General features: G+C 53.9%; 1 rRNA gene. It reads left to right on the top strand.

Annotated elements, in window-relative coordinates:
• The first annotated feature begins 284 nt into the window (after positions 1-284).
• A 16S ribosomal RNA gene (locus CXY74_RS00050) occupies positions 285-1,818 on the top strand.
• Positions 1,819-2,175: the final 357 nt, after the last annotated feature.

The raw sequence follows: 2,175 nt of genomic DNA, 5'->3' as shown, positions 1-2,175 counted from the left end.
TGAAGTCGGGTGCGTCCGATCCTTGAGAACTCAACAGCGTGCACAATGTCAAATGCCAAAAACCTCGTGGTTGTGGCCCGTTTCTAGCGGGGTGCAGCTGGGAGATTCCTTTGGAAATAATATTGAACAAGTCCTAACTTCGGTTGGGCAACTAAACAAAGCAAGTCAGTAATGATTTGTTCTTGTCAGTTTCAAACTTGCATCTTTTCAACCTATTCCGGTTGGTGGGTGCACTAGATGGGCGTTCGATTTGTATTTATATGGATCGGGTAGCTATTCAAACATTTACGGAGAGTTTGATCCTGGCTCAGGACGAACGCTGGCGGCGTGCTTAACACATGCAAGTCGAACGGTGAAGAGGAGCTTGCTCCTTGGATCAGTGGCGAACGGGTGAGTAACACGTGAGCAATCTGCCCTTGACTCTGGGATAACTGCGGGAAACTGTAGCTAATACCGGATATTACCTTGGAAGGCATCTTCTGGGGTGGAAAGAATTTTGGTCAAGGATGAGCTCGCGGCCTATCAGCTAGTTGGTGAGGTAATGGCTCACCAAGGCGACGACGGGTAGCCGGCCTGAGAGGGTGACCGGCCACACTGGGACTGAGACACGGCCCAGACTCCTACGGGAGGCAGCAGTGGGGAATATTGCACAATGGGCGCAAGCCTGATGCAGCAACGCCGCGTGAGGGACGACGGCCTTCGGGTTGTAAACCTCTTTTAGTAGGGAAGAAGCGACTGGGTTTTCCTGGGAGTGACGGTACCTGCAGAAAAAGCACCGGCTAACTACGTGCCAGCAGCCGCGGTAATACGTAGGGTGCAAGCGTTGTCCGGAATTATTGGGCGTAAAGAGCTCGTAGGCGGTTTGTCGCGTCTGCTGTGAAAACCCGAGGCTCAACCTCGGGCCTGCAGTGGGTACGGGCAGACTAGAGTGCGGTAGGGGAGATTGGAATTCCTGGTGTAGCGGTGGAATGCGCAGATATCAGGAGGAACACCAATGGCGAAGGCAGATCTCTGGGCCGTAACTGACGCTGAGGAGCGAAAGCATGGGGAGCGAACAGGATTAGATACCCTGGTAGTCCATGCCGTAAACGTTGGGAACTAGATGTGGGGACCATTCCACGGTCTCCGTGTCGCAGCTAACGCATTAAGTTCCCCGCCTGGGGAGTACGGCCGCAAGGCTAAAACTCAAAGGAATTGACGGGGGCCCGCACAAGCGGCGGAGCATGCGGATTAATTCGATGCAACGCGAAGAACCTTACCAAGGCTTGACATATACCGGAAACGGCCAGAAATGGTCGCCCCGCAAGGTCGGTATACAGGTGGTGCATGGTTGTCGTCAGCTCGTGTCGTGAGATGTTGGGTTAAGTCCCGCAACGAGCGCAACCCTCGTCCTATGTTGCCAGCACGTAATGGTGGGAACTCATGGGATACTGCCGGGGTCAACTCGGAGGAAGGTGGGGATGACGTCAAATCATCATGCCCCTTATGTCTTGGGCTTCACGCATGCTACAATGGCCGGTACAAAGGGCTGCAATACCGCAAGGTGGAGCGAATCCCAAAAAGCCGGTCTCAGTTCGGATTGAGGTCTGCAACTCGACCTCATGAAGTCGGAGTCGCTAGTAATCGCAGATCAGCAACGCTGCGGTGAATACGTTCCCGGGCCTTGTACACACCGCCCGTCAAGTCATGAAAGTCGGTAACACCCGAAGCCAGTGGCCGAACCCGCAAGGGACGGAGCTGTCGAAGGTGGGATTGGTGATTAGGACTAAGTCGTAACAAGGTAGCCGTACCGGAAGGTGCGGCTGGATCACCTCCTTTCTAAGGAGCACGTGTCGTCCCGTCTGTATACAGCGGATTATGGCGACCAGTCATACCAAGACGAATGTTCTTGGATGGCGCTCATGGGTGGAACATTGACATTGATGCAAGAACGGCTGAGATCTACTCGGTACGCCCAGTTCGTAAGGACGGGGTTGGACAGGTAGGTCGCAGAGAGACTTGTATATGCACGCTGTTGGGTCCTGAGGGACCGGAACAACCGAGGACGTGAGTTCGTGGTTGATCTGATTCTTCTGGACTTTTTCTCGTTGGCATGACTTGCCGGCGGGAAGGGTACCGCCCGTACTTTGAGAACTACACAGTGGACGCGAGCATCTTAAATTTGCCGCAGATTTT

The organism is Cryobacterium sp. Y29 (genome assembly GCF_002929825.1).
Lineage (GTDB): Bacteria > Actinomycetota > Actinomycetes > Actinomycetales > Microbacteriaceae > Cryobacterium.
The sequence above is the reverse complement of the archived record's forward strand: the minus strand, read 5'-3'. Positions and strand labels throughout refer to the sequence as shown.